20 protein-coding genes and 1 pseudogene are annotated in these 22,008 nt (G+C 64.0%); 16 read left to right on the top strand and 5 right to left on the bottom strand.

The features are described from left to right. From Q0S16_RS23170 to Q0S16_RS23160, 3 genes and pseudogenes are all read left to right on the top strand, one after another. Positions 1 to 243: pseudogene (locus tag Q0S16_RS23170) on the top strand (3-deoxy-8-phosphooctulonate synthase); the annotation flags it as partial. Next, complete coding sequence (locus Q0S16_RS23165; RefSeq protein ID WP_295853743.1) at positions 243 to 1,454, top strand: MFS transporter; 1,212 nt, start codon at positions 243 to 245, stop codon at positions 1,452 to 1,454. The pseudogene Q0S16_RS23170 and the gene Q0S16_RS23165, both read left to right, overlap by 1 nt. Before the next feature lie 147 nt (positions 1,455 to 1,601). Then, the gene (locus Q0S16_RS23160) at positions 1,602 to 2,102 is read left to right on the top strand and encodes a GNAT family N-acetyltransferase (RefSeq protein WP_295853741.1); all 501 of its coding nucleotides are present in this window, start codon (positions 1,602 to 1,604) and stop codon (positions 2,100 to 2,102) included. Positions 2,103 to 2,137: 35 nt separating this feature from the next. On the opposite strand, the gene Q0S16_RS23155 is transcribed toward Q0S16_RS23160, so the two are convergent. After that, positions 2,138 to 2,314, bottom strand: coding sequence for a hypothetical protein (locus Q0S16_RS23155; RefSeq protein ID WP_295853739.1), 177 nt, complete (start codon positions 2,312 to 2,314; stop codon positions 2,138 to 2,140). 222 nt (positions 2,315 to 2,536) lie between these two features. Between Q0S16_RS23155 and Q0S16_RS23150 the strand changes: the two genes are divergently transcribed. Next, positions 2,537 to 3,511 (top strand): hypothetical protein, encoded by a 975-nt coding sequence (locus tag Q0S16_RS23150; protein ID WP_295853736.1) that lies wholly within the window; start codon positions 2,537 to 2,539, stop codon positions 3,509 to 3,511. A 110-nt stretch (positions 3,512 to 3,621) separates the two neighbouring features. Here Q0S16_RS23150 and garD read toward each other — a convergent pair whose 3' ends face one another. Next, a complete protein-coding gene (garD, locus tag Q0S16_RS23145) occupies positions 3,622 to 5,175 on the bottom strand; it encodes a galactarate dehydratase (RefSeq protein WP_295853732.1) in 1,554 nt (517 codons plus the stop codon). 256 nt (positions 5,176 to 5,431) lie between these two features. Then, positions 5,432 to 5,905 (bottom strand): preQ(1) synthase, encoded by a 474-nt coding sequence (gene queF, locus Q0S16_RS23140; RefSeq protein WP_295853745.1) that lies wholly within the window; start codon positions 5,903 to 5,905, stop codon positions 5,432 to 5,434. A gap of 167 nt (positions 5,906 to 6,072) precedes the next feature. On the opposite strand from queF, the gene eno reads away from it, so the two are divergent. Further along, positions 6,073 to 7,356, top strand: a complete 1,284-nt coding sequence (eno, locus tag Q0S16_RS23135) for a phosphopyruvate hydratase (RefSeq protein WP_295853728.1) — start codon at positions 6,073 to 6,075, stop codon at positions 7,354 to 7,356. 200 nt (positions 7,357 to 7,556) lie between these two features. Then, positions 7,557 to 10,703, top strand: coding sequence for a hypothetical protein (locus Q0S16_RS23130; RefSeq protein ID WP_295853725.1), 3,147 nt, complete (start codon positions 7,557 to 7,559; stop codon positions 10,701 to 10,703). A gap of 116 nt (positions 10,704 to 10,819) precedes the next feature. Here the strand turns inward: Q0S16_RS23130 and Q0S16_RS23125 are convergent, their stop codons facing one another. Further along, a complete protein-coding gene (locus Q0S16_RS23125) occupies positions 10,820 to 11,524 on the bottom strand; it encodes a hypothetical protein (RefSeq protein WP_295853723.1) in 705 nt (234 codons plus the stop codon). Positions 11,525 to 11,766: 242 nt separating this feature from the next. Between Q0S16_RS23125 and Q0S16_RS23120 the strand changes: the two genes are divergently transcribed. The 7 genes from Q0S16_RS23120 (at position 11,767) to Q0S16_RS23090 (ending at position 17,865) form a co-directional block, all read left to right on the top strand. Continuing rightward, entirely contained in the window at positions 11,767 to 13,020 is a 1,254-nt protein-coding gene (locus tag Q0S16_RS23120; protein ID WP_295853719.1) for a hypothetical protein, read from the top strand. An 18-nt stretch (positions 13,021 to 13,038) separates the two neighbouring features. Further along, positions 13,039 to 13,626 carry a protein-S-isoprenylcysteine O-methyltransferase gene (locus Q0S16_RS23115; protein ID WP_295853717.1) on the top strand — a complete coding sequence of 196 codons (588 nt, stop codon included), beginning with the start codon at positions 13,039 to 13,041 and terminating at the stop codon, positions 13,624 to 13,626. A gap of 42 nt (positions 13,627 to 13,668) precedes the next feature. After that, positions 13,669 to 14,811 (top strand): zinc-binding dehydrogenase, encoded by a 1,143-nt coding sequence (locus Q0S16_RS23110; RefSeq protein WP_295853715.1) that lies wholly within the window; start codon positions 13,669 to 13,671, stop codon positions 14,809 to 14,811. Further along, complete coding sequence (locus Q0S16_RS23105) at positions 14,808 to 16,052, top strand: MFS transporter (RefSeq protein WP_295853713.1); 1,245 nt, start codon at positions 14,808 to 14,810, stop codon at positions 16,050 to 16,052. Before Q0S16_RS23110 ends, Q0S16_RS23105 begins: the two co-directional genes overlap by 4 nt. A 130-nt stretch (positions 16,053 to 16,182) precedes the next feature. After that, positions 16,183 to 16,710 (top strand): hypothetical protein, encoded by a 528-nt coding sequence (locus tag Q0S16_RS23100; RefSeq protein ID WP_295853709.1) that lies wholly within the window; start codon positions 16,183 to 16,185, stop codon positions 16,708 to 16,710. A 216-nt stretch (positions 16,711 to 16,926) separates the two neighbouring features. After that, positions 16,927 to 17,481, top strand: coding sequence for an NAD(P)H-dependent oxidoreductase (locus tag Q0S16_RS23095; RefSeq protein WP_295853706.1), 555 nt, complete (start codon positions 16,927 to 16,929; stop codon positions 17,479 to 17,481). A gap of 66 nt (positions 17,482 to 17,547) precedes the next feature. Further along, complete coding sequence (locus Q0S16_RS23090; RefSeq protein ID WP_295853704.1) at positions 17,548 to 17,865, top strand: septum formation initiator family protein; 318 nt, start codon at positions 17,548 to 17,550, stop codon at positions 17,863 to 17,865. Between the two features lie 63 nt (positions 17,866 to 17,928). On the opposite strand, the gene bdcA is transcribed toward Q0S16_RS23090, so the two are convergent. Continuing rightward, positions 17,929 to 18,642 (bottom strand): SDR family oxidoreductase, encoded by a 714-nt coding sequence (gene bdcA / locus Q0S16_RS23085; RefSeq protein ID WP_295853702.1) that lies wholly within the window; start codon positions 18,640 to 18,642, stop codon positions 17,929 to 17,931. A 72-nt stretch (positions 18,643 to 18,714) separates the two neighbouring features. On the opposite strand from bdcA, the gene Q0S16_RS23080 reads away from it, so the two are divergent. The 3 genes from Q0S16_RS23080 to Q0S16_RS23070 form a co-directional block, all read left to right on the top strand. Next, positions 18,715 to 19,371 (top strand): TetR/AcrR family transcriptional regulator, encoded by a 657-nt coding sequence (locus Q0S16_RS23080; RefSeq protein ID WP_295853697.1) that lies wholly within the window; start codon positions 18,715 to 18,717, stop codon positions 19,369 to 19,371. Positions 19,372 to 19,555: 184 nt separating this feature from the next. Next, the gene (gene pdhA, locus Q0S16_RS23075; protein WP_295853694.1) at positions 19,556 to 20,587 is read left to right on the top strand and encodes a pyruvate dehydrogenase (acetyl-transferring) E1 component subunit alpha; all 1,032 of its coding nucleotides are present in this window, start codon (positions 19,556 to 19,558) and stop codon (positions 20,585 to 20,587) included. A gap of 32 nt (positions 20,588 to 20,619) precedes the next feature. Next, positions 20,620 to 22,008: pyruvate dehydrogenase complex E1 component subunit beta (locus tag Q0S16_RS23070; RefSeq protein ID WP_295853692.1), on the top strand; the 1,389-nt coding region annotated here is incomplete at its 3' end.

Genomic DNA, 22,008 nt, shown 5'->3' with positions numbered 1-22,008 from the left:
GCCACCCATTCGGTGCAGCAGCCCGGCGGCAAGCGCACCTCGTCCGGCGGCGAGCGCGAATTCGTCCCGGGGCTGGCGCGCGCCGCGGTGGCCGTCGGCGTCGCCGGCGTGTTTATCGAGACCCATCCCGACCCCGACCATGCGCCTTCCGACGGTCCCAACATGGTGCCGTTGCGCGACTTCGAAGCCCTGATCCGCAATTTGATGGCGTTCGACGCGCTGGCCAAAGCCGGAACGCATTAATGCCGCGGCTGCGCGCCGACCCCGGCGCGCGCATGCCGCCGGTCCTGAACATCATCGCGCTGGCATCGTTCGCGGCGGCGTTGTCGATGCGGGCGCTCGACCCGGTGCTGCCGCATGTCGCCGACGAACTCAGTGTGACGATCGCCATCGCCGCCGGCCTGTCGTCGGCGCTGGCCTTCACCTTTGCCATTGTGCAGCCGGCGCTGGGCGCCGCCGCTGACCTGTTCGGCAAGGCGCGGCTGATGGTGGTCTGTCTGGTGCTGCTCGGCGTCGCCAATATTCTGGGTTCGCTGACCTCGTCCTACGAGTTGCTGCTGGTCACCCGGGTGCTCGCCGGCATCGGCGCCGGCGGGGTGTTTCCGGTGACGCTGAGCCTGACCGCCGATCTGGTCCCGCCGCTGAAACGGCAGGTCGCGATCAGCCGGGTGCTGGCCGGGTCAATGACCGGCAACCTGCTCGGGGCCACGGCCTCCGGCGTGATCGGCGATCTGTTCGGCTGGCGCGGCGTGCTGGCGGTACTCGGCGCGCTGGCGATCCTGGCCTCGGTGGCGATTGCGCTCGGCTTCAAGAATGCAAAACTGGCGAAGCCGCCGGGCAGAGTGGATCTCGCGGTGCTGCGCCATGGCTACCGCGCCATCTTCGCCAATCCCAATACCGCGATCTGCTACAGCGCGGTGTTCATCGAGGGCTGTTGCATCTTCGGCCTGTTTCCCTACCTCGCCTCGTTCCTGTTCGAGCGCGGCGTCACCAGCCTGTCGATCGCCGGTATGGTGCTGGCGTGTTTTGCGATCGGCGGGCTGTTCTATGCCGGCACCGTGTCGCGGATGCTGCCGCGGATCGGCGTCAACGGCATGATGATTTCCGGCGGCATCGTGATGGCGCTGCAACTTGCCATCGTCGGCTTCGGGCCGCCATGGCAGGCGCAGGCGGCGTGCCTGCTGTTGATGGGCTGGGGCTTCTACATGCTGCATGGTTCGCTGCAGATCTTCTCCAGCGAGCTGTCGCAGGAGGCCCGCGCCAGCGCGATGTCGCTGCACGCCTTCTGCTTCTTCATGGGGCAGAGCCTGGGCCCGGTGGCCTATGGTTTCGGGATGTCGCATCTCGGCAAGCTGCCGACGCTGCTCACCAGCGCGCTGATCATATTCGCGCTGGGCTTCGCCTGCGTGCGGCTGTTGAAGCCGACGAAGCCGGAGGATGCCGCCGTTCGGTGATCGGCGCGACGCATTGCGCGAAAGGCGCTTTGACGCATTTTATCAAAAATTGTATGATCGCAGCAACACGACTTTCAGCGTCGCGACCTTGGCGGGCTGACAGCTTGCCAGCACGTCGTCGTATGGGCGCAGGGCAGGAGACAGGCTTTGGACATTCGGTTTGCCTGGCTCAACGAGGAAGCGCGCATCGATGACGCCGCAAGGCTGTTCACCGACGAACTCCCGGTATCCTATATCTCGCATTCGGAATTGCAGTTCGGACGCGCCAGATCGCCGTCCGAATGGTTTCCGGATTTCAGCGCGTTCCTGCGCGCTGAAATCGCCGAGCGCGTGCCGAGCGATACGATTGCCGGGCAACGGATCGCATGCGGCTTTGTCGGGAACGATATCGTCGCGGTCGCCTTCGTCAGCTGGAATCTCGGTGTTCGAATTCCGTTCGCGGTGCTGGAAGATATCGTGATCGACAAGAACCAGCGCGGGCATCAGCTCGGGCAGCGATTTGTCGACTGGATCTTCGAGCAGGCCAGGGCGCAGGGCGTCCAACGTTTCTTCCTGGAGAGCGGCAAGGATAATCACGATGCCCATCATTTTTTCGAGCGTAACGGCTTTCACCAGGTGTCGGTGGTGATGATGAAGGAATTGAAGTAGCGGCCGCGGGGCCAGGTCCGCGGCCGCCGTGCCGGCTAGCCATGGCCCGCGACAAGGCAGAGGCCGTGGATCACCGCGAGATATCCATACAGCGCGGCACGCAGCAGATGGGTGTGGTGCCGCAGCGCTTCGGTGAGCTTGGACTCGATGAGGAAAAGGACGCTTTCGACGGCCGACGCGATGGCGAGAGAGAGATCAAGGAGACTGAGCATTTCATACCTCCGTAATGATCGTTGAACGTTTTTCCTTCTGCTGCGACTGCTCGGTGGACTTCGGTGGTTGGTTCCTCGAGCGATCCGCGGAACGAAGTCTGTCGGGATCCGCCGTTTGAATCCGCCTCTTGTGCCTCGTTCCAGCCGCTGTTCTCGCTGTTCCAGCTGTTCCAGCGGCTTGTCTCTCCGACCGACGCCGAGATCGATGGCGGGGGTGCCGATATGGAAAATCGCCGAAAGGAGTTTGCGAGATTGCTGGTCTGGCATCTCGAACGCGGCACCAACCCGCGCGGCAAACCCGATTTGCCGGTCGAAAAACGCGGGCCGTGGAGCGACCGGCAGTTTGCCGAAGCGATCATCGGCACCGGTACCGACGGGGGCAGCACAATTCGCAGAAGCGTTTCGCACTGGAGAAAAGGCCGCTCGCTCCCGGAGAAAAATTTACCGACGATCCAGCGCATCTTTTTCGGGATGCCGCCTGACCCCGCCTATGACCGGCTGCGGCAGGATTTTCAGGACGCCTATCTGCGGGCCCGCGACGAAGGCAAAGGACGCGGAGTGTATCACGACATGGACACGCGGCTGCAATTCGGACTGCCGATCCCGACGCTGGGAGACCTTAACAAGGTCTATGACTTCGACCTCGATGCCTATGGCGCGGTAGGCAGCATCGGTCGTGACCTGTTCAAGGAATGGTGGCTGGCCTATCCGGAGGGGTTTCTGTGCGCCTATGACGGGGCCGAGCCGGTCGCGGTGACCGGGCTGTTTCCGGTCACCGGGCAATGGGCCGGAGCCTTCGTCCGCCGGGAGGTGTCCGAGCACGATCTGCGGACACCGGTCATCGCGGCCTCTGCGGGACATTGCTGGTATTTTTCGGGGATCTCGTCATCGACCAGTCTGCAGGGACTTCACTCTGTGTTGCCCTGCATCATCGGCTTCACCTTGCTGCGCTGGCTGGAGAATGATTACGATCTGCCGAAGGACCAGCGGCTGCAGGTGGTGGCGGAGGCCGCCTCGCCGGAGGGCAAGCATCTGCTGCACAAGTACTTCGGGTTTCAGCTCGCCAGTCCCGCGATCTCGGAAGATCAGGCGGCGCGGTATCGCAAACAGATCACGATGCGCGAGATCGAGTCCGTGGTTCTGAAAAACCCCTTCCTGATGCGCTGCCGTGAACTGGCCAGGCGCTTGGGGAAGTAGACAAGGCTGGATCTCGTATCGTGCGCTCGCGGATGCGTCCGCTTCGCACGTGATGCGTTAAAGCTGAATCTGCACGACAACGCCGTCATTTCATCTTTAGTTGATCCCGCCTACGTCACCGGTCCCGGATTGAACAGCGCCAGCGAATTGTGGATGCCCCATTTGTCGGCCCAGGTCTTCTTGCGGCCGCTGGCGACGTCCAAAATCATGTGAAACAGCTCCCAGCCGACCTCCTCGATGCTGGCCTTGCCCGTCGCGATGGTGCCGGCATCGAGGTCGATCAGATCGTGCCAGCGCGCCGACAGGTCACTGCGGGTGGATACCTTGATCACCGGTGCCGCCGCCAGCCCATAGGGCGTGCCGCGCCCGGTAGTGAAGACGTGCAGGTTCATGCCGGACGCCAGCTGCAGCGTGCCGCAGATGAAATCGCTGGCCGGCGTCGCCGCGAAGATCAGGCCTTTTTCGCGAACGCGCTCGCCGGGCGACAGCACGCCGGAAATGGCCGACGTCCCGGACTTGATCACCGAACCCATTGCCTTCTCGACGATGTTGGACAGGCCGCCCTTCTTGTTGCCGGGCGTGGTATTGGCGCTGCGGTCGGCTTCGCCGTTCTGGAGATAACGATCGTACCAGTCCATCTCGCGGATCAGCGCATCGGCGACATCCTGGTTGACCGCGCGCGGCGTCAGCAGATGGATCGCGTCGCGGACTTCCGTGACTTCGGAGAACATCACGGTGGCGCCGGCGCGCACCAGCAGGTCGGCGGCGAAGCCGACGGCGGGATTGGCGGTGACGCCGGAGAACGCATCGCTGCCGCCGCATTGCGTGCCGATCACCAGGTCGGCCGCCGGGCAGGTCTCGCGGCGGCGCAGGTTCAGCGCCCGCAGCCGCTTGTCGGCCATGGCCACGATGCTGTCGACGATCTCTCCAAACCCGGTCAGGCTCTCGTCCTGCATGCGGATAATGTCGCTGTCATCGGCAGCGGAAGCCATGCCTTCCGGCAGCAGCAGTTCCGGCTGCAGCTTCTCGCAGCCGAGCCCGACGATCATGACCTCGCCGCCGAAATTCGGATTTTTGGCGAGATTTTGCAGCGTGCGGATCGGCACCGCGGCGCCGGGCGCATTGATGGCGACGCCGCAGCCATAGGCATGGGTGATCGCCATCACATCATCGACATTCGGATAGTTCGGCAGCAACTCGTCGCGGATCCGCCTGATGGCATATTCCACCGTACCGGCGACACATTGCACGGAGGTCGAGATCGCCAGGATGTTGCGGGTGCCGACCGAGCCGTCGGCGTTGCGATAGCCCTCGAACGTAAAACCTTCCAGCGGCTCAAGCGGATGCTGCGCACCGCGGGCGGCCGGCAGGTTGGTCAAGGAAGGTGCGTCCGGCATCAGCACCAGCGCTTCTCTGACCCAGCCACCCTTCGGGATCGCCGACACCGCATGGCCGATGGTTTCGCCGTAACGCAGGATCGGCGCGCCGGCGGCGATATCACTGAGTGCGACCTTGTGGCCCTGCGGGATCTGCTCGACCAGCGTCAGGCCGCAGGCGAAGCGCGCGCCCGGCCGCAAGCCGCCGGAATTGGCGACGATCGCGACATTGTCGTCATCGCGCATCGCGATGTAGAGCGGCGCGGTGGCTAGGGTTTCCTGAAGCATGATCTCTCCAAATTCTGTGTTTGGATGGGCCGAGCTGGGCTTTGGAATGATTGTACGATGTTGGGTACCGTGAAGTCTCGCGCGAGTTAAGTGCAAAACTCTTGGCTTGCGTTCCCGGACGCGGTGCACTGCGCCGCCACCTGGCGGCGTGGTGCGCCGCAGAGCCGGGGACGTCCCAAGCGCCTGAGCTTGATACGGTCCCGGTTCTGCGCGGCAGCACTTCGTGCTGCGGCGCGCCCGGGACAAGAGGCCGTAGCTAGCCGCGCCCGCGATAGGGCGCGACGCCCTGTTCGGGGATCCACATGCCCTTCGGTAGCTTGCCGGTCTGCCAGAACACGTCGATCGGAATGCCGCCGCGCGGGTACCAGTAGCCGCCGATGCGCAGCCATTTCGGCTTGATCTCGGCGACGATGCGCTTGCCGATCGAGACGGTGCAATCCTCGTGAAAGGCGCCATGGTTGCGGAAGCTGGCAACGTAGAGTTTGAGCGATTTCGATTCCACCAGCCACTGGTCCGGCACGTAATCGATCACCAGATGGGCGAAATCCGGCTGTCCGGTGACCGGGCACAGCGAGGTGAATTCCGGCGCCGTGAAGCGCGCCAGGTAATTGGTGTCGGCCTGCGGATTGGGCACCCGGTCGAGCCTGGCCTGTTCCGGCGTGAGCGGCCACACCACTTCATGGCCGAGCTGCAGGCCCGAGGGGTCGAGTTTGGCCGTGGGCTGGGCCATTTTGCTGGCTTTGGGCGTCTTGGTGGGGGATTTGGACATCAGGGTCTCCGTTGGCGGGGTTATTAGCCAATCCGGTGGCTGCCGTCACCTTGCCTGGCCTTTGCCAGCCGGAAACCTTGCTGTAGAAGCGGCGCCAGCACCCTATCCCACCCGCCAAAGAGGCTCCCATGACCGCCATCGTCGACATTATCGCCCGCGAAATCCTCGACAGCCGCGGCAATCCGACCGTCGAAGTCGATGTCATCCTGGAAGACGGGTCGATGGGCCGCGCGGCGGTGCCGTCCGGCGCCTCGACCGGCGCCCATGAGGCCGTCGAGCTGCGCGATGGCGACAAGGCCCGCTATCTCGGCAAGGGCGTTCTCCAGGCGGTCGATGCCGTCAACGGCGAAATCTTCGACGCGATCGGCGGCATGGACGCCGAGCAGCAGGTCCAGATCGACGAGATCATGATCGGTCTCGACGGCACCGCCAACAAGAGCCGGCTCGGCGCCAACGCCATTCTGGGCGTGTCGCTGGCGGTCGCCAAGGCGGCGGCGAATTCCTTCGACATGCCGCTGTACCGCTATGTCGGCGGCACCTCGGCGCGCACCTTGCCGGTGCCGATGATGAACATCATCAATGGCGGCATGCATGCCGACAACCCGATCGACTTCCAGGAATTCATGATCATGCCGGTCGGGGCGTCGTCCTTCGCCGAGGCGCTGCGCTGCGGTGCCGAGATTTTTCACACCCTGAAGAGCGAACTGAAGAAGGCCGGTCACAACACCAATGTCGGCGACGAGGGCGGCTTCGCGCCGAACCTGAAATCGGCCGACGAGGCGCTCGACTTCGTGATGGCCGCCATCAACAAGGCCGGCTACAGCGCCGGCAAGGATGTCATGCTGGCGCTGGACTGCGCCGCCACCGAATTCTTCAAGGACGGCGCCTATGTCTATGGCGGCGAGAACAAGACCCGCAGCGGTTCGGAGCAGGCGAAATATCTGGCCGACCTGGCATCGCGCTACCCGATCGTTTCGATCGAGGATGGCATGAGCGAAGACGACATGGACGGCTGGAAAGAGCTCACCGATCTGGTCGGCAAGAAGTGCCAGCTGGTCGGCGACGATCTGTTCGTCACCAACGTCACGCGGCTTGCCGACGGCATCAGGAACGGCCGCGCCAATTCCATCCTGATCAAGGTCAACCAGATCGGCACCCTGACCGAAACCCTCAGCGCCATCGAGATGGCCTACAAGGCCGGCTACACCGCGGTGATGTCGCATCGCTCCGGCGAGACCGAGGACTACACCATCGCCGACCTCGCGGTGGCCAGCAATTGCGGGCAGATCAAGACAGGCTCGCTGTCGCGCTCCGATCGCATCGCCAAATACAATCAGTTATTGCGGATCGAGCAGGAACTCGGCACCCAGGCGAAATATGCCGGCCGCGCCGCGCTGAAGGCGCTGGCGTAAACACGAGCGGTGAACGTGTGATCATCACGCGTTCGCCACTCGACGATCATCATCGACAGCTCTTGTCGCCGTAGCGCCTGCGAGTTCCCTCGGCGGAACTCGCAGGCGTTTTCGCGCGCACTTGTTCTGAACGAACCTTGGTCTCTTAACAAACACGTTACGGCCCCACGCTATCCATCACACCAAGATGGAGAGCATCGATGGCTGGGATTTTTCAGGTCCAGGGTTTTGGCGCGTTGTCCGAATACAACGGACAATTCTCGACCGCGAGCGCGGCGCAGTCATTTCAGACTCTCGCTTCGCTGGGCTCGAATTCGGTGGCGCTGACGGTGCGCATCTGGACCGACAACAAGACCGGCAGCACCGTCATGGCCCACCCCGCCAAGACTGAAAGCGATGCCAGCCTGCTGAGCGGTTTTGCCGCCGCGCACGCGGCGGGTCTTTCGGTGCTGTTCAAGCCGGGCATCACCGGCCTCGACAGCACGATTTCGAGCAGCCTGACCCCGGCCGATGTCAACGCCTTCTTCGCCTCCTACACCGCGGAGATCGTGCATCTCGCCACGATCGCGCAGCAGGGCGGCGTCGAGACCTTCGCCATCGGCAACGAGATGAGCAAGCTCAGCGGCGCGCTCTATCTCGGCCAGTGGACCGACATGATTGCCCAGGTGCGCGCCGTCTATCATGGCGAGCTGACCTATGCCGCCGCGACCGACGAGGCCTCGCATGTCAGCTTCTGGAGCCAGCTCGACACGATCGGCGTCAACACCTATCCGCCGCTGACGGCCAGCACGACGCCGACCGTCGCCGACATGGTGCAGGCCTGGAACGAGGTTCCCACCAATACCTATTACGCCAACGTGTTCAACTATCTGTCGCCGGTCGACTTCCTGCATTCGCTGTCGGAGCGCTATGACAGGCCGGTGCTGATCACCGAGGTCGGCTACCGCAGCATCGACGGCTCGGCGATCAGGCCGGGCTCCGCCAGTGGCACCGTGATCGACACCGCCGAGCAGGCCGACGCCTTCAATGCGTTCTTCCAGGTCTGGACCGCCGAAGGCGGCAGCTGGATGAAGGGCGTCGAGCTGTGGCAGTGGGACCTCAACAACAAGTACAATGCCGCCGGTTACTCGGTGATGGGCAAGCCGGCCGAGGCCATCGTCTCGCAGTATTTTCACGGCGGCGGCGCGGTGCCCGATCTGGTCGTCGCCGGCTCCTCGATCGCCGACAGCATCGATATCGGTCGCGGCAATGACACCATCCATGGCGGGCTCGGGGATGATGTGATCCGCGGCGGTGCCGGCAATGATATCATCGTCGGCGGTCCCGATACCCTCGCCAGCCTCGTCACCACCACGCTGACCATCACCGGCTATGGCTCGGTGGTCGGCGGCGTCGGCGCTATCGCGCAGGTGCTGGTCAATGGCGTGGTGGTGTCCGGACTGATGCAATTCAAGCCGGCGACCGACCCATCCGGCTACCAGACCTTCACCGTTACTTTCAACAACCCCGCGCAGATCGACAGCGTCGCCATCGAGCTGACGAATTCGGTGTCCGGCCGCGCGCTGCACATCAAGGATTTCGAGATCAACGGCGTCGCTTTGACGCCGGCGCAGGCCACCAATGCCAGTTCGCCCGGCTCGTTCGATCTTTATGTGCGCACCATCCATTTCAACACCACCGCGCACCAGGACTGGTTCGTGGGCGCGGCGACCGACGATGACGTGATCACCGGCGGCGGCGGCAACGACACCATCGATGGTGGCGCCGGCACCGATACCGCGGTGTTCTCCGGCAATGTCACCGACTACAATATCAGCTTCAATGGCCGCACGATGGTGGTCACCGACCGGGTGTCCGGCCGCGACGGCAGCGACAGCATCACCAATGTCGAGTTGCTGAAGTTTGCCAATGCGCAGCTCGGCGCCGACCAGATCATTCCGGCCGCCAGCACGCCGGCGGCCGGCGATTTCTACCGCATTCAGTCGGTCGACGGCGCCGGCAACGTCACCGCTGAATCGGTCAACCATGCCGACGGTACCCGTGATGTCTATACCACCACGGTCGTCGGCCAGGGTATCCAGGCCGGCGCCGTCGCCGCCCACAGCTACATCTCGCAGCATGTCAGCATCGATACCACCGGTCACACCACGCTGATCGAGCGCTTCGCCGCGGACGGCGGGGTCGCCTTCCGTCAGGTCCTGAGCGGTGATGGTTCGGTCAACCAGTTCGAGTACGACGCCGGCGGGCACCTGACCCGCTTTTCGACCGCGCACCCGGATGGCTCGCTGCATCAGGCGACGTTCAATGCCACCTTCTATCAGACCAGCGAGATGACGCGTTACGCCGATGGATCGCGTGATATCACCGACTACCAATTGGTAGGCCGGGCCTATACGACCTTGCATACGCTGACCGATAGCACCGGCCACAGCATGCTGAGCGAAGGCTTTCGCGCCGACGGCTCGATGGTCATGCGGCAGACCGTGGACGCGGCCGGCGTTCGGCTGCTCGACCAATATGACAGCCACGGTCACCTGATCCAGCAGACATTGATGCAGCCCGATGGCGCCTACACACAGTCAGCCTTTGCCGCCAACGGCGATCTCGCCAGCCTGACCGATCGCCATGCGGATGGCTCGCGCAGCATCGATAGCTATGACATCACCGGCAAGGCCTACACCTCCGAGCATGTGGAGCGCGATGCCGCCGGCGTCACGGTGCTGCTGGAGGGGTTTCACGCCGACGGCACGCTGGCCGTGAAGCAGGTCATCGACGCCGGCGGCATCAGGACACTCGGGCAGTATGACAGCGCCGGCCATCTCAGCCAGCAGACGGTGATGCAGAAGGATGGCTCGTTCGTGCAGTCGACCTATGCGGCCGACGGCACCTTGACCAGCGACATCGCGCGTCACGTCGATGGCACGCGCGACGTCGACACATTCGGTATCACCGGGCAGTCCTATTCGGCCCGCCATGACGATCTCAGCGCGACCGGAGCGCGGCTGTCGACGGTGTATGACAACATCGACGGCAGCCATACCATGACCGCCTATGCGGCGGGCGTGACGCTGACGTCGACCGCGGCCAGGGACATCATGAACAGCGCCGGCGGCGACACGTTCGTGTTCAACACGATCGGCGGCCACGACGTCATCAACCATTTCAGGGTCGGGGAGGGCGCCGCCCATGACACCATCGAGATCTCGACGTCGGTCGCGGTCGACCTGGCGCATCTTTCGGTGCAAGTGGTCGGGCACGACACGCTGATCGATTTCGGCCACGATGCCTCGATCACGCTGGTCGGCGTGGTGACCCCGCTGACGTCGCATGACGTATTGTTTGTCTGAGCCGAACAGGCCGCGTGGCTGCGGCAGGATTGTCCCGGATCGCCCATGCATGACGCCGCCCGAAGGCGGCGCATGGCAGGGTATCGGTGACGCGAGTGAGGCGGACTGGATCCGGCCTACTGCGCCGGCGCGGCGGAAACCTGGGCATTGGCCGGGCCGGCCAGCGTGGCCGGCTTCTTCGGTGCGCGGCGGCGAACGCCGCCGCCGGTGACGGCTAGCACGCGCGCAATGGTCTGGCGGTGCAGGCTGTCATCCTTGTCGATCGAGAAATGGTTGGTGGTGGCGTTCTCGTTGACGTTGGCGAGCTTGCCGGTGAAGCGCTTGTCGGCGGCGACGGCGGAGCCCCAGCCGGCCGGCACGTAATAGTTCACGATCTGCTTCACATTCGGCGGCACCGGATCGGGGCTGACCGGATCGAAATTGACGATCAGCGCGACCGGCACGTTGCTCTCGTTCAGCCTGCGCGCGATCGAGATCGTGGCATCAGCGCCGGCGGAATGACCCATCAGGATGATCGGCGCCTTGTCGCCGGAACGGTAGTTGACGATCATGTCATCGGCCAGGCTGCGCCAGGCGGTATGGTTGTGGACGGTGGAGGTGACGCCGACCGCCTCGATCTTGTAGGCCAGCTGGTCCATTCCGAGCGAGAACACGTTGAGGATGCCGCGCAGCAGATAGACGTGGCCCGGTTGCTTGCCGGCCGCGGCCTCCACTGGACTGGTACCCGCGAGCGCCGCGCCGAACAACGCGACCACCATCAGCAGGATGCCGGCAAACGACGTTCGCGACGGCCGCTTCGCATTCAAAGAAATCGACGACATCAGAACCTTCTCTCTCGGTATTTCCGCGACATCTTCAGACATAAAGCCCTTTCGTCAATCATCCGCGCCATGGAATCCCCTTATTGTGATGGATGGAGCCACGAAACCGCCATGGTGTGACCCGAGGGCGACAAAAACTCCTGAAATCCCCATGGATTTGAGCCTGCCCGGTTGTGGCGGTCGGCGAATTTGCTATGAACCGGGATGCCCATTCGACGCTTGGACACGAGAGCTTACCGACCATGATCGCGCGGCGACATGTCTTCCACATCGGCGGCTACGATCCGATTACGCCGGACACGCAGCTGGCGCGATTCCGGCGGTCACTGTCGAGCTTCCAGACGACGTGGAACGTGTCGGCGGCCGCGCCGGGACCAGCCCGCTCGAACGAGGTGAGCGCGTCATGGTCGGCGGCGACGTCCGGTCCGAACTGGAATACCGAGACCTCCTACGAGATGCTGCGCTGGGACGATCTGATCCTGCGGGATCATTCCCGCGGCATGTGGTCCCGGCTGGGGGCGTCGATGGTCACGCTCGGCGACTGGATCGTGACCGGCACCCTGTTCCGCTTCATGCGGTCGAGCTGGAAATATGCCGGCTTCTTCCTGTTTCCCTACCTATGGGTCGCGGCGTTTGCGCTGTGCGGCGCCGGGGCAGGCTTCGTGCTGGCGTGGCTGGCGGGGTTGCACGGCGTCGCCGCCTTCGCGTTCGGCGCAATGGTCGCGGTGGCGGTGTTCGTCGCGCTGCTGCGCTGGCTTGGCTGGAAGAAACCGATCAACCATGTGTTCGACGACTGGATTTTTTCGCGGCAGTTCGTCTACGGCCAGCGGCCGCTGATGGACGCCCGTGTCGATGAATTCGCCAGGGCGATCGTGGCCCGGGCACAGGCCGCGGATGTCGAGGAGATCGTCATTGTCGGCCACTGCCTCGGCGCCGCGCTGGTAATGGAATCGATGGCCCGAGCCCTCAAGCTCGATCCCGACCTGACCCGGCATGGCCCGACCATCTGTGTGCTGACCGTGGGGGCGACGATCCCGAAATTCGCGCTGCATCCGGCCGGCACCAGCGTTCGCGCCGCGACCCGGGCCGTGGCCGGCGAGACCGCGATTCGCTGGGCTGAATTTCATGCCCGCGACGACGCCATCAGCTTCTACCGCTTCGATCCGGTGACCCTGAAGCGGGTCGGTCACGAGCGCGGCGACGGCCGGCCGAATATCCGCCGCGTCCAGATGCACACCATGATGAGCCCAGCCTCGTTCAAACGGCATCGCTTCAATTTCATGCGGTTGCACTATCAGATGGTGATGGGCAACGAGCAGCGTGCGCAGTATGACTACTGCATGGTGATCTGTGGTCCGCTGCCGTTCGACGAGATCACGGCGCCCGGTGGCGGTGTCGGCCGTTTCGGGCCGGATGGATCGCTGCTGACTTCATCGGCCTTGGCCGTGTCGAAACCGGCGGAGCCGCCGCTGGGGGCGTCCGTCCATGCCGCATGATGGCCTGAACGGATCACAATGACCGCGTCCCTTGTTGGAAAATATGTCTGGGCCGTCGGCGTCATCGCGTGGTTCGTGATCCGCTATCCCTATGCCCGCAAGGCACGCCGCACCGCGACCGTTCGCAGCCATGGCTGGAGCCGCGAACGCATCCTGCTGGCCGTGGCAGGGCTCGGTCTGTTCGTAATCCCCGTGCTGTGGCTGGCCAGCGGCTGGCCCGCCGCGCTGAACTACGATCTCAATTATGCCGCCGTGACCGTCGGCGCCGCGCTTTATGGGCTGTCGCTGTGGCTGTTTCGCCGCTCGCACAAGGATCTCGGCCGGCAATGGTCCGCCAGCCTCGAAATCCGCGAGAGCCACCAGATCGTGCGGGCAGGGGTGTATCGCCTGATACGCCACCCGATGTATGCCTCGTTCTGGCTGTGGGCGCTGGCGCAGGCCTTCCTGCTGCCGAACGCGATGGCCGCGCTCAGCGGGCTGGTGGCGATCGCGATCCTGTTCTTCACCCGGATCGACTTCGAGGAGCGTATGCTCACCGAGGCGTTCGGCGACGACTACCGCGCCTATATGCGCGAGACCAAACGCATCATCCCCGGCATCTACTGACGCCGGTTCAAGCGACAAGCACCGCAACAACGGAGATTTCCAATGGGCGTCGAAGGCACCACCGGGCTGCAACTGCGTTCGCTGATCACCGCGTCAGGCGAACTCGAACTGTCGCTGGCCACGGTCGAGATCGCCGAGCCGGGTCCGGATGAGGTTGTCGTTCGCATCGAAGGCTCGCCGATCAATCCTTCCGACCTCGGCCTGCTGATCGGCGCTGCCGATCCGGCCACGGCGAAGGTTTCGGGCACCCCGGACGCCCCGGTGGTGAAGGCCAGCGTTCCGCCGGCGGCGATGAAGGCGATGGCCGGTCGGCTCGATGAATCGATGCCGGTCGGCAATGAAGGCGCCGGAATCGTGATCAGGGCGGGTTCGTCGGCCGAAGCGCAGGCGCTGCTCGGCAAGATGGTCGCGATGATCGGTGGCGCGATGTATGCGCAGTACCGCACCATGAAGGTGAAGGAGTGCCTGCCGCTGCCGGACGGCACCACGGCCGCGGAGGGCGCGTCGTGCTTCGTCAACCCGCTGACCTCGCTCGGCATGGTCGAGACCATGCGCCGCGAGGGCCATACCGCGCTGGTGCACACGGCCGCCGCCTCGAATCTCGGCCAGATGCTGAACCGGATCTGCCTCAAGGACGGCATCGATCTCGTTAACATCGTGCGCAGCGCGGAGCAGGAGAAGCTGCTGCGCGATCTCGGCGCCAAATATGTCTGCAATTCGACCTCGCCGAGCTTCATGGACGACCTCACCGCGGCGCTGGTGACCACCGGCGCGACGCTCGGCTTCGACGCCACCGGCGGCGGCAGATTGCAGGGCCAGATCCTGACGGCGATGGAAGCCGCGGCGGTGAAGACCATGAAGGTCTATAGCCGTTACGGCTCGACCACCCACAAGCAGCTCTACGTCTATGGCCGTCTCGAATCGAAGCCGATCGAGTTCTCGCCGACCTTCGGCATGGCCTGGGGCATGGGCGGCTGGCTGCTGTTTCCGTTCCTGCAGAAGATCGGTCAGGCCGACGCGCAGCGGCTGCGCCAGCGCGTGGCCGACGAGCTGAAGACCACCTTCGCCAGCCACTACACCAAGGTGGTGTCGCTGCGGGAAGTGCTGCGGCTCGATAATCTGAAGGCCTATGCCAAGCGCGCTACGGGCGAGAAATTCCTGATCAATCCGAACAAGCCGGGATGACCGCGCTCGATCAAGTCGCGGCCGCCGTCGTTCCGGTTGGCTCCCGCACCTTGCTGCGCCACCGGCCGTTTCTGTTCTACGTCTGGTCGCGCTGCTTTTCGCGGTTCTCGTCGCAGATCGCCGCGGTGGCGGTGGGCTGGCAGGTCTATGACATGACCGGCAGCGCGTTCCAGCTCGGCATGGTCGGGCTGGTCCAGTTCCTGCCGATGCTGCTGCTGGTGTTTGCCGGCGGCCACGCCGCCGACCGTTATGATCGGCGCAGCGTGGTGCGGATCTGCCAGGTCGCGCAGGGGCTGATTGCCGCCTATCTCGCCTGGGGTAGCTATGGCGGCTGGATCACGGTGACCGATATCTTCGTCGCGGTGGCGCTGTTCGGCGCCGCCACCGCGTTCGAAAGCCCGGCGATTTCTGCGCTGTTGCCCGGCGTGGTGCCCGACGGCACGCTGCAAAAGGCCACCGCGCTGACCACCGGCACCGGGCAATTGGCGATGATCTGCGGCCCGGCGCTGGGCGGTATCGCCTATGCGATCTCGACCGGCTTGCCCTATGCGCTGATGACCGGTTTCTGGGTGATCGGCGGCCTGCTGAGCAGCGCGATCAAGCTCGAACGTGCCATCGTAGCCCGGGAGCCGCCGAGCTTCCGCGCTCTGTTTGCCGGCGTCGGCTTCGTGCGCCGCAATCCGGCGATTCTCGGCACCATCTCGCTCGATCTGTTCGCGGTGCTGCTTGGCGGCGCCACCGCGCTGCTGCCGATCTATGCCCGTGACATCCTGCAGACCGGCCCCTGGGGTCTCGGCATCCTGCGCGCGGCGCCGGCGGTCGGCGCCTTGCTGATGACGGTGCTGCTGGCACGCTATTCCATCAAGCGCCGCGTCGGCATGCGCATGTTCCAGGCGGTGATCGTGTTCGGAATCGCCACCGCGGTATTCGCGGTGTCGGAGCTGGTGTGGCTGTCGTTGATCGCTTTGTTGATCATGGGCGCCGCCGATACGGTCAGCGTGGTGATCCGGGTGTCGCTGGTCCAGCTCGCCACGCCCGACGACATGCGCGGCCGCGTCGGCGCGGTCAACTTCCTGTTCATCAACGCCTCCAATCAGCTTGGCCAGTTTGAAAGCGGCGTCACCGCGGCGCTGTTCGGTACCATGCCGGCGGCGCTGATCGGCGGCTTGGGCACTGTCGCGGTGGCGCTGCTATGGATGAAGCTGTTTCCGACCTTGCGGAACGTCGAAAGGCTTGAATAGGCGGCCACCTTTATTTCAAAACAGGTCTGAAAGTGTTTTGAAACCATCTTCAAGTAGGTTTCGAAAGCTTTACCGTTCCGATGTGGTCGGTAGGTATTAAAGTCCGAAAGGACCATGCATGCTGGGTTTTTTGTTCGGCTTCAACGCACGGCTGCGGCGGTTGATCTATGTTCTGGCGAGCCTCGTGTTGGTCGGCGTCATGGCGGCACTCTGTTACGGCATCTCCAGCTATGTGTTCCGGCACACCAACCGGGTTGTCGAGTTTTCCTTTGAGCAGGCGACGGCACCCGCGCTGGCTGCCGCGGCGTTTTTCATGTGGGTGATCTTCACCCTTCAATCGATGAGGATTCGCGATATCGGGTGGGACCCGGTCTGCGTGATCCCGCTATGGGCAACCGTTCTGATCATCGATCATGTGGTCGCCGGAAAAATGCCGGGCCTGGCCATTACGGAGCAGCATCAGACAACGGTCATTGGTGTCGTGGTCAATGTGGGCCTGGTGCTGGTGCTGGGTCTGTGGCCGAGCGGGGAGCAGGGCGTAACCACCGGGGCGTCCGCGGATTTTCATGACGACGCCAACAGGATCGTGTCCGGTTCGGCCCCGGCGAGCCGCCTCGCCCATGTGATGGGGCAGGCTTCGTCGCACCGCAAATACTAAGCTGAGCGTAGAAGCCGTATCGCGACGCGCCGTCAACGGATGATCGATGCTCGTGCGCCGCGTTGCGGGTGACGGGGAGGATGTGTCGGTCGACACGATTGCATCGGGCGCGACGCGTCGCGTTGCCTAATTCATGCACTTGCATCTTGTTGCGGGATATCCGACATCTGGGCGACACACCGCGTGCGCCCAGCCGCTTCACCCGAGGATCATCCCATGACTACCCATACCGTTGCCGTCATTGTCGGCAGCCTCCGTAAACACTCGTTCTCGCTCCGCATCGCGCAGGCTTTTGCCAAATTGGCGCCGGCGTCGCTGAAGCTGAACATCGTCACGCTGGAAGGCCTGTCCTTTTTCAACCAGGACCTCGAAGCCACCCCACCGGCCGACTGGGTCAAGTTTCGCGAATCTATCCAGGCATCGGACGCGGTGATCTTCGTCAGCCCGGAATATAACCGTGCGACCTCGGGCGTGCTGAAGAACGCCATCGATGTCGGCTCGCGCCCCTATGGCAAGAGCTCGTTCCTCGGCAAGCCGACCGGCATCGTCGTTTCGTCGCCCGGTCCGCAGGGCGGCGTCAGCGCGGCGATGGACCTGAAGCGGATCCTGCCGGGCATCGCCGGCCCTGTCCTGCAGCAGCCGGAAATTTACCTGAACGCCGTCGGGGATGCGTTCGACGAGAACGGCGAGATTATCAAGGAAGCTATCCGTCCGGTGCTGCAGGCCTATATCGACGCCTTTGCCGCCTGGGTCGAAAAGCAGAAGAAATAGGCTTCGAATCGTCGCCGTGGCCCGGTTGTTAGGCTTGCCTTAACCGGGCCATCGCATGTTTCGACCATGGTCAGGCATACAAGGCTCAAATCGTTGCTCACCGGGCTCGTGCTCTATGCGCTGGCAGCCCTGATGATCGGCTATTTCGGCGTCAACGCCTACACCGGCAAATATGGCCTCAATGCCCGCCAAGAGCTGGACCAGGAGATCATCGCGCTGACGTCCGAACTGGTGCGCCTGAAGAAGGAGCGCGCCGAGGGCGAACAGCGGGTCTCCTCGCTGCGCTCCAGCGGCGTCGATCCCGACATGCTGGACGAGCGCGTGCGCTATCAACTCGACTACGCCAACCCGCGCGACCTCGTCAAAGTCATCAAGCCGAACTGAGCGTCGGCGGCGTCGCCTTCGGGGCTGCGAACGCAGCCGTCTCGCAGCGCCGCCCTCGGCTATTCATGCGCCGAAGCCGCCGTCGATGCTGTGCATCGCGCCGGTAATGCCACCGGCATGCGGGCCGGCCAGATAAAGTACCAGCTTTGCTACGCCCTCCGCGGTGCCGTGCCGCTTGATCGCCATCACGCTGTGCATCAATTCTGCGTCCGGCCCCTCGGCCGGATTCATGTCGGTGTCGGTCGGACCCGGTTGCACGATATTGACGGTGATGCCGCGCGATCCGAAATCGCGGGCGAGGCCGCGTGCCATGCCCTGCAGGGCTGATTTGCTCATCGAATAGGCCGCGAGCCCGGGGAACGGCGTCCGGTCGCCGTTCACCGAACCGATCACCAGGATCCGGCCGCCGTCCGGCATCGTTCGCGCCGCCTCGACGGCGGCGTGATAGGGCCCGCGTATATTGACGTCGATCAGGCGATCCACGGCGTCGGGATCGATCGTCAGAGGGTCGCCACCGACCAGCACGCCGGCATTATATACGAGCACGTCGAGCGGCCCGGCCGCGCGGATCGCCGCGATGATGCTGGCGCGGTCCGCCGCGTCGGATTGGACCGCCACGGCCCCGGTTGAGGCCGCCAGCGCGTCCGCTGCCGGCTTTGATCCGGCATAGGTAAAGAGTACCGCCGCGCCGGCATCGGCGAATCCCGACACGATCGCGGCGCCGATGCCGCGGCTGCCGCCGAACACCATGACCTTCTTGCTGGTAAATTCGCTCATCGGATCATTCCTTGTTGTTTGTTAGTGATCGCTATAAATGTGGATAAAGAAAAAACCAAGGGCCTTTTGTAAGTGATCACTAAACTATTACCGCAACGGGGGCGGCCGAGGGGGTTCGACACCGAGACCGCGCTCGATACCGGCCAACGCCTGTTCCACGCGCGCGGCTATGAAGCGGTGGGACTCGCCGCGCTGACCTCGGCGCTCGGCATCAAGCCGACCAGCTTCTACCGGACCTTCGGCAGCAAGGCCGGCTACTTCGCGCGCATCCTCGAACGCTATTCGCAGTCCGTGCTGGCGCTCGAAGGCATCCTGCGTCCCGGGCGGCCGCCCGCGGAAGCGCTTGCCGATCTGCTGGAGCGCGCGGCGCTAACTTACGCGTGCGACCCGCAACTGCGCGGCTGCCTCGTGCTGGAAGCCGCGCGCGGTGGCGACGACGACGAGAGCACCAATCTCGCCCGTCGCTCGGCGCAACATAAGCGTAGTCACATCCGCGTCTTCGTGGCGCTGTCGAACCCGGACGCGGCCGATGCCATGACCGATTACGTCGCCAGCACGATGTCCGGATTATCCGCCAGCGCACGCGAAGGCATGAGCGAGGATCGCCTGGTTGTGGTCGCTCGCGCGGCGGCCGCCGCGCTGCCGATTCTGCTGATCGAAAACAGCCCGCTTGGGCGACAGCCGAACGCGAATGAGACACGCGATATCGCTGCCATTGCGCGGGGCTGAAACACACCGCTGCATTCATTCCGCATATTACAAAACGCCTGCCATTCGCTTGCGAAAGTTGCGCGTATTGCACTGCGATAAAAGGCTTTTCGTGGCAGCGGCCGTCAGCCGCGACGCCCAGTCCCTTTCACACCGCGGAATGATGGAGTACAGAAAGCCATTGTCTCTCGCATCCGGAATTCTAATGGCCGCACCGAAGAAAAGCGTCGCTCCCGCAGGGCAGGCAACGGGCAATGGCGCAAGCCTGCCAGTGCCGCCGGAATTCAACCGCGAACAGGAGCTGCGCGCGCTGCACGACATGCTGCTGATCCGGCGCTTCGAGGAGAAGGCCGGCCAGCTCTACGGCATGGGCGCGATCGGCGGTTTCTGCCATCTTTATATCGGTCAGGAAGCCATCGTCGTCGGCATGCAGATGGCGTTGAAGCTGGGGGATCAGGTGATCACCGGCTACCGCGACCACGGCCACATGCTGGCCTGCGGCATGGACGCCAAGGGCGTGATGGCCGAGCTGACCGGACGCCAGGGCGGCTATTCCAAGGGCAAGGGCGGCTCCATGCACATGTTCAGCAAGGAGAAGAATTTCTACGGCGGCCACGGCATCGTCGGCGCCCAGGTGTCGCTCGGCACCGGCCTGGCTTTCGCCAACCGCTACCGCGGCAATGATTTCGTCAGCCTGGCCTATTTCGGCGATGGTGCGTCGAACCAGGGCCAGGTCTATGAGAGCTTCAACATGGCGGAGCTGTGGAAGCTGCCTGTGATCTACATCATCGAGAACAACCGCTATGCGATGGGCACCTCGGTCACGCGCTCCTCGGCGCAGACCGACTTTTCCAAGCGTGGCGTGTCGTTCAACATTCCCGGCGAGCAGGTCGACGGCATGGACGTCCGCGCCGTCAAGGCCGCCGGCGACAAGGCCGTGGCCTATTGCCGCGAAGGCAAGGGGCCGTACATCCTCGAGATGCAGACCTATCGCTACCGCGGTCACTCGATGTCCGATCCCGCCAAATACCGCACCCGTGAGGAAGTCGACAAAGTCCGCCACGACCAGGATCCGATCGAGCAGGTGCGTAACCGCCTGCTGGCCGAAAAAGTCACCGAGCAGGAGCTGAAGGCGATCGACGCGGAGGTTCGCGACGTGGTCAATGCTGCCGCCGAATTCGCGCAGCACGATCCCGAGCCGGATGCTTCCGAATTGTACACCGACGTCTACCGCTGAGCGCGCGGCCGAACGATTGATCTGGAGTTATGATGCCCATTCAAGTGCTGATGCCCGCGCTGTCCCCAACCATGGAGAAGGGCAACCTCTCCAAATGGCTGAAGAAGGAAGGCGACGTCATCAAGTCCGGCGACGTGATTGCCGAGATCGAGACCGATAAGGCGACCATGGAAGTGGAAGCGACCGACGAAGGCATTCTCGGCAAGATCCTGGTGCCCGAGGGCACCAATGACGTCGCCGTGAATACGCCGATCGCCACCATCCTGGCCGAAGGCGAGGATGCCAACGCCGCCGCTTCGCCGGCGAAGCAGGACAAGCCCGTGGAATCCGCGGCCCCGGCCGCCGATGCCAAATCCGCGCCGGCGCCCCGGGAAGAGCCCGCCGCTGCGCAGGCCGCTCCGGTTGCCCCGGTCTCGGCGATCGAGCCGGATCCGGAAATTCCGGAGGGCACCGAGATGGTCACCATGACCATCCGCGAAGCGCTGCGCGACGCCATGGCCGAAGAGATGCGTCGCGACGAAGACGTCTTCATCATGGGCGAGGAAGTCGCGGAATATCAGGGCGCCTACAAGGTGACCCAGGGCCTGCTGCAGGAATTCGGCGCCCGCCGCGTCATCGACACCCCGATCACCGAACACGGCTTTGCCGGCGTCGGCGTTGGCGCGGCGATGTCCGGGCTGAAGCCGATCGTCGAATTCATGACCTTCAACTTCGCGATGCAGGCGATCGACCAGATCATCAACTCCGCCGCCAAGACGCTGTACATGTCCGGTGGCCAGATGACCGCCCAGATCGTGTTCCGCGGCCCCAACGGCGCCGCCGCCCGCGTCGGCGCGCAGCACAGCCAGGACTATTCGGCCTGGTACTCGCAGATTCCCGGCCTCAAGGTCGTGGCACCGCACACCGCCGCCGACTTCAAGGGCCTGCTGAAGGCGGCGATCCGCGACAAGAACCCCGTCGTGTTCCTCGAAAATGAAATGCTCTACGGCCACACCGGCGAAGTGCCGAAGCTCGATGATTACATCGTGCCGATCGGCAAGGCCAAGGTCGCCCGCAAGGGCAAGGACGTGACCCTGATCTCGTGGTCGAACGGCATGAACTACGCGCTGAAGGCCGCCGAGGAACTCGCCAAGGAAGGCATCGAGGCCGAGGTGATCGATCTACGCACGCTGCGTCCGATGGATACGGAAACCATCATCGAGTCGGTGAAGAAGACCGGCCGCGCGGTGACGGTGGAGGAGGGCTGGGCGCAGTCCGGCGTTGGCGCCGAGGTCGCCGCCCGCATCATGGAACAAGCCTTTGACTATCTCGATGCGCCGGTCGGCCGGGTCTCCGGCAAGGACGTGCCGATGCCCTACGCCGCCAACCTCGAGAAGCTGGCGCTGCCGTCGGTCGCCGACGTCGTCGCGGCGGCCAAAGCC

It is taken from the genome of Tardiphaga sp. (genome assembly GCF_025356345.1).
Classification (GTDB): domain Bacteria; phylum Pseudomonadota; class Alphaproteobacteria; order Rhizobiales; family Xanthobacteraceae; genus Tardiphaga.
Note: the sequence above shows the minus strand (reverse complement) of the source record. Positions and strands in the feature narration are given on the sequence as shown.